This is a genomic window from Nesterenkonia sphaerica (assembly GCF_005771565.1).
GTDB classification, from domain to species: domain Bacteria; phylum Actinomycetota; class Actinomycetes; order Actinomycetales; family Micrococcaceae; genus Nesterenkonia; species Nesterenkonia sphaerica.
Window position 1 is genome coordinate 1 of record NZ_VAWA01000038.1, and the last position, 5,090, is coordinate 5,090.

Genomic DNA, 5,090 nt, shown 5'->3' on the forward strand with positions numbered 1-5,090 from the left:
AATCACCTCACATATAGGAGACATGCCCTAACCGGACTGGGTGTTGCGTAGCGAATACGAACGTTTAAGGTGTTTGAACCGACACCGGTGCCTAGCAACGCCGACAACGGTTGCAATGGCCGCGAGGTCGCCCGAGCGCGCGTGAAGATCTGTTTTGGGATCTCTAGCAGCCGGAGCGCCGTCGTTCGCGGCAATCACGCCCAATGCATCCCGAAGCCATCGAATTTCACCCTTACCCGGCTGATCACCCGAGCACCAGACCCATCAATAGGCTCGCGGCCGCGCATACACCGAGCGTGCGCAGTACGCTCCAGCGAAGTTTGAAGATCATCACCATTGCCGCGATGGTGAGCAGAAGCGCCCAAGGTTGCAGGCTCGACAGCACGGGCACCTCTAGATCGACCGGACCCCAGGTTGCCGAGGCGGAATCAGCGAAGAGGGTGTGGGTGGCAAAGTAGACGCCCAGATTCGCGATCACGCCGACAACTGCGGCGGTGATCCCGGTCAAAGCAGCTGACAAACAGCGGTTTCCCCGTAGGCGTTCAACGTAGGGCGCCCCGAGGAAGATGAACAGTAAACTCGGAACAAAGGTCACCCAGGTGACCAGGAGCGAGGCAAGCACGGCCGCCGTCCACGGATCAAGAGACCCGGGGTCGCGGAAAGCTCCGAGGAAGGCCACGAACTGGACGACCATGATCAGTGGTCCGGGGGTGGTTTCGGCCAGTGCCAGGCCTTTGACCATTTCACCGGGTGCCAACCATCCGTAGGTGGCAACGGCCTGCTGCGCCACGAAGGCCAGCACAGCGTACGCACCACCGAAGGTGACGAGCGCAGTGCCCGAGAAGAACAAACCTTGCTGGGTGTAGACGCTGTGAAGGCCGGTGAAGGCGAAAGCGATACCGACCGGTGCAAGCCATAGAGGGATACCGAGACCCAGGACCAGAGCCCCCCTCCTCCAGGAGGGTTGGGCGTGATGCAAGGCGTCGTCGGAGATCAACGGGTCGGTCTCGTCCGCAGAGGACTTCTTCGCAGTCGCGGCCATTAGGCCCGGCCGGAACCGCCCCAGCGCCCACCCAATGAAAGCGGCTGCGGCGATGACCACCGGAAACGGGACACCGAAGATGGTCAGGGCAACGAAGGCGGCCACCGCCAGGGCCACCAGGGCCCGGTGGTGCAGAGCGCGTTTGGTGACCTTGATGACGGCCTGGGCAACGATCGCCAGTACAGCTGCGGATAATCCGACGAAGAGGGCAGAAATCAGCGTGGTGTCGCCGAAGGTGACATAGATCGCGGACAGTGCGAGCAAAGCCACGACGCCAGGGAGCACAAAGAGTACGCCGGCGATGAGCCCACCGCGCACACCGTTGAGCAGCCAGCCGACGTAAACCGCCAGTTGCTGGGCCTCCGGGCCGGGTAGCAGCATGCAGTAGGACAGGGCGTGCAGGAACCGGCGTTCACCAATCCAGCGGTGTTCATCCACCAGGCTGCGTTGCATGACCGCGATTTGCCCGGCGGGTCCGCCGAAGGTTTGCAGGGATATTTTGAACCACGCTTTGGTGGTTTCCCGNTCATCTGCGAAGAGCCGGTTTCCCGTAGGGGCACCAGGTCGTGGTTGCGGGGGTCTCTGCTCATGCCGGGGTTCCTCCTGTGATAACGCTGCGGCGGATATAACCGTAAACGGCGTCGAAGATCGGGCTGGTCATGGCCAGGACTTCCTCATCGGTGTGTGCCATCGCTAGCGCGCGCAGAATCAGGTCGAAACCGGCAGCTTCCGGGGCGTCGTAGTGATCATCTTCCAAGTCGGCCTCGTGCACGATCGCGGCGATCCGCCAGAGCACCGGATCGGCCAGATCGTGACGACGCAGTATGGTCTCGAACGTGCAATCACCACCGTGGTGGCCCAACTCCACGCCTCGCATATCGAAAGCAGTGGCACCGTCAGGGACCTGATCAGGCTCGGAGACAAAGACAAACTGTGCCTGCGGGTCCACATGCCGCAGGATCAGCCAAGCACAGGCAGAACAGTCGATATGCACACAGGCCCGCGTTACCCACTTCATGAGGGAACCTCCGACGGAACTTCCGATGAAACTTCCAAGCTGTCCGCGAGATCCCGAAGTGCTCGACGGGCCTGGTCCCGCTCAGGTGGGCGGAAGAAATCCCGCCGCTCGACCTGGCGCATTTGCGCCCGCAGCTTCCGCAGCCGGCGCGTCCGCTCACCGTCCTCCGTGTTGAGGGCCAATTGCGCCTGCGAGAGAACTTTCGCGTACTCAGCGGCCCGCGCCTCATTCATGGGCCCGGTAACTGACCGCTCCAGGTGCCTGTCCGACGTGTTGATGAGATCGAGGGCACTGGCAGTCCGTTCGAGGCTTTCGCTCACGTCGTCGGCATCCCATGTGGTTTTCTGGAATCCTGGAACCGCGGTTGCGATAGTGTTTTTCCAGCTCCTCTGCCATTGATCGGGGAAGCACTGTTTGAGGAGATTTAGCATGATCGGAACGGCGGTTGAGGCCCCTGGCGAGGCACCAAGCAGCCCTGAGATGGAATGGTCCGCGCTGGTGACCACTTCCGTGCCTTGGCGGAGGACACCGATGTTCTTCTTGTCGGGTGTGACCAGTTGCGCGCGTTGGCCGGCGAGGATGAGCTCCCACTGTTCGAACGCAGCTGACGGGTAGAACCGTTGCAGCTGAGCGAATTTCTTCTCAGGGCCCGCGGCAAGCTCTTTGATCAGGTAGCGAACCAGTGACAAGTTCTGCAGGCCCGCGGCTGCGATGACGTGGAGATTGCGCCATCGGAGGGTCGTGAAGAAGTCAGTGAGCTTGCCATGCTTGAGCAGTTTCGTGCTGAACGTCGCGTATGGGCCGAATAGCAGATGGCTCTGGCCGTCAACGATTCGCTTGTCGAGATGCGGTACTGACATCGGTGGGGCACCTATCGCTGCCTGACCGTAGACCTTCGCGTCGTGACGGGCGGCGACCTGCGGGTCTGAACACCGGTAGAAGGCGGCACCGACAGGGAGGACTGCATATCCACGCACCTCGGGTAGGCGCGCGCGCTGGAGCAGTCGCAGGGCGAATCCCCCGGCACCGACGAAGACGTGGCGTCCCCGGATCGCGAACCGCCCACGACGGGAACCACTCGGACCGGTGACGAGCCAGCAGCCATCCGGTTGCTGACGCAGTGACCTCACGTCGTGACCGAGCAGAACCGTCCCGCCTCGGTCGGTGATGATGCTGGTCAGAGCCCGGGTCAACGCCCCGAAATCCACGTCGGTGCCATGCAGGTGACGAGTTGCGGCGATCGGCCCATTATCGCCCCTGCCCTCCATGATCAGAGGTGCCCAGGTGGCTATCCTGGCCGGATCTTCGGAGTATTCGAGTCCGGCGAAGAACGGATCGGTGATCAGCGTCTGATAGCGCTGCCGCAGATAGTCCACGCCTCGGTGGTCGAACACCACGTCCATGTGTGGGCTGGTGTGGATGTACTCGCGTGGATCGAGCAGACCAGACTCCGCCAGGTGTGCCCACCATTGTCTGGTGATGTGGAATTGTCGGGCGATCTCGGCGGGTTTGCTGCCGTCGGTGGGGTCGGGCATGTAGTTCAGCTCGCTGAACCCAGAGTGACCGGTGCCGGCGTTGTTCCACGGACCGCTGCTCTCGGTCGCGAGTGAGTCCGATTTCTCTACCAGGACGATTCGCCAGTCCGGCTGAAGAAGCGTGATCATCGCCCCTAAAGTCGCCGACATGATCCCGCCGCCGATGAGCACGATGTCTGCTTCCTCGACCGTTCCTGCTGTTCGCCACCGCTTGGTCATGGTGTTGCCCTTTCCTGAAGCCGCATCTGGTGATCCCACGGTCGCGCAGACCAGAACATTCCGTCCAATGAACTTTCAGAGCGATATAATCTGAATATGGATGAATGGGTGAAAAGTTTGGCCCCACAGCTTCGTGCACTCACGGAGATCGCGGCTCAAGGCGGTCACATGACTGGGGCTGCTTCGGCGCTCGGGATTCCGCAGTCATCGATGAGCCGACGCATCCACGCGCTTGAAGAGACGCTGCGACTGCCCCTGTTGATTCGTGATGGCAGGACGGTGCGTCTTACTCCGTCTGCTCTGAGCCTCGCGCAGCTGGTCCGAGCCCCGCTCCACGACATCGAGATGTCTATCGCGCAGGTCACCGAGACTGCCGATCCCGACCGTGGCACGGTCCGTTTCGGGTTCCCTCTGACCATGGGGTCAGGTGCGGTGCCTGACATGCTGGCCGAGTTCAACCTGCGGCATCCCGGTGTACGCCTTCAACTCAAACAAGCCCACGGCTCTGCCCTGATCGAGGACCTCCGGACTGGAGGGCTCGACCTGGCGATCACGATCCCGCCACCAGCAGACCTCGAGCACACCATTGTCGCGACTCAGCAGATCAACGCCGTGCTACCCGAAGACCACCGCCTTGCCAATCGGGCATGCATCGAGCTCGAGGAACTTGAGGGCGCACGCTTTATCGCCAATCCCACCAGCTACAACCTGCGCCAACTCACCGAACGTTGGTGCCGTCGCGCCGGTTACGAACCGAACATCGGGATCGAGATCACCGAGTTCGCCACCATTCGCGAACTGATCAGTCGTGGACTCGGGGTCGCCCTTTTGCCTCACAGTGATCGGCGTGTTAAGGGAATCTTCGAGGTCCCCCTCATGGGCGAAGACCACACCCGCAACATCGCCCTGACATCGGCGACGGTTACCCAGACGGCGGTGACCCAGCGCCTCAACGACTTCATCCTCACCCGTGGCCTCAACTAACCGGCAGATTCCCTACCTTGGAAGGAACCACGCATGATGGACGATAACTACACGGCGCTCTCCATCCCTAGTGACCACAGCCTTGTGGACACTGTCCACAACAGAAAACCACAGGTCAAGACGTGCCACAGTTGCTCAACTCAAGATAACGAAGGTTTTCGGGCCATCTTGCCTGGCACTCACTATTTGTCAGTTTCAGAACCCGACGACACTACCCCGGCATGACTGGGCTGACAGTGCCGCCAACTTCTGAAACTGACAGCTAGGTCATGTCTCCTATTTGCGTAGCCAG

4 protein-coding genes are annotated in these 5,090 nt (G+C 61.3%); 1 reads left to right on the forward strand and 3 read right to left on the reverse strand.

Translation table 11 applies throughout. The features are described 5' to 3' along the window. Window positions 1-244: 244 nt before the first annotated feature. Genes chrA through FEF27_RS12870 form a run of 3 tightly spaced genes read right to left on the reverse strand, consistent with a single transcriptional unit; the run spans window position 245 to window position 3,814 of the window. Window positions 245-1,669, reverse strand: a complete 1,425-nt coding sequence (gene chrA, locus FEF27_RS12860) for a chromate efflux transporter (protein WP_138171285.1) — start codon at window positions 1,667-1,669, stop codon at window positions 245-247. After that, window positions 1,629-2,060, reverse strand: coding sequence for a chromate resistance protein ChrB domain-containing protein (locus tag FEF27_RS12865; protein WP_138171286.1), 432 nt, complete (start codon window positions 2,058-2,060; stop codon window positions 1,629-1,631). Before FEF27_RS12865 ends, chrA begins: the two co-directional genes overlap by 41 nt. After that, the gene (locus FEF27_RS12870) at window positions 2,057-3,814 is read right to left on the reverse strand and encodes a malate:quinone oxidoreductase (RefSeq protein ID WP_138171287.1); all 1,758 of its coding nucleotides are present in this window, start codon (window positions 3,812-3,814) and stop codon (window positions 2,057-2,059) included. Before FEF27_RS12870 ends, FEF27_RS12865 begins: the two co-directional genes overlap by 4 nt. A gap of 96 nt (window positions 3,815-3,910) precedes the next feature. On the opposite strand from FEF27_RS12870, the gene FEF27_RS12875 reads away from it, so the two are divergent. Then, entirely contained in the window at window positions 3,911-4,798 is an 888-nt protein-coding gene (locus FEF27_RS12875) for a LysR family transcriptional regulator (RefSeq protein WP_138171288.1), read from the forward strand. The last annotated feature ends 292 nt before the right edge of the window (window positions 4,799-5,090 follow it).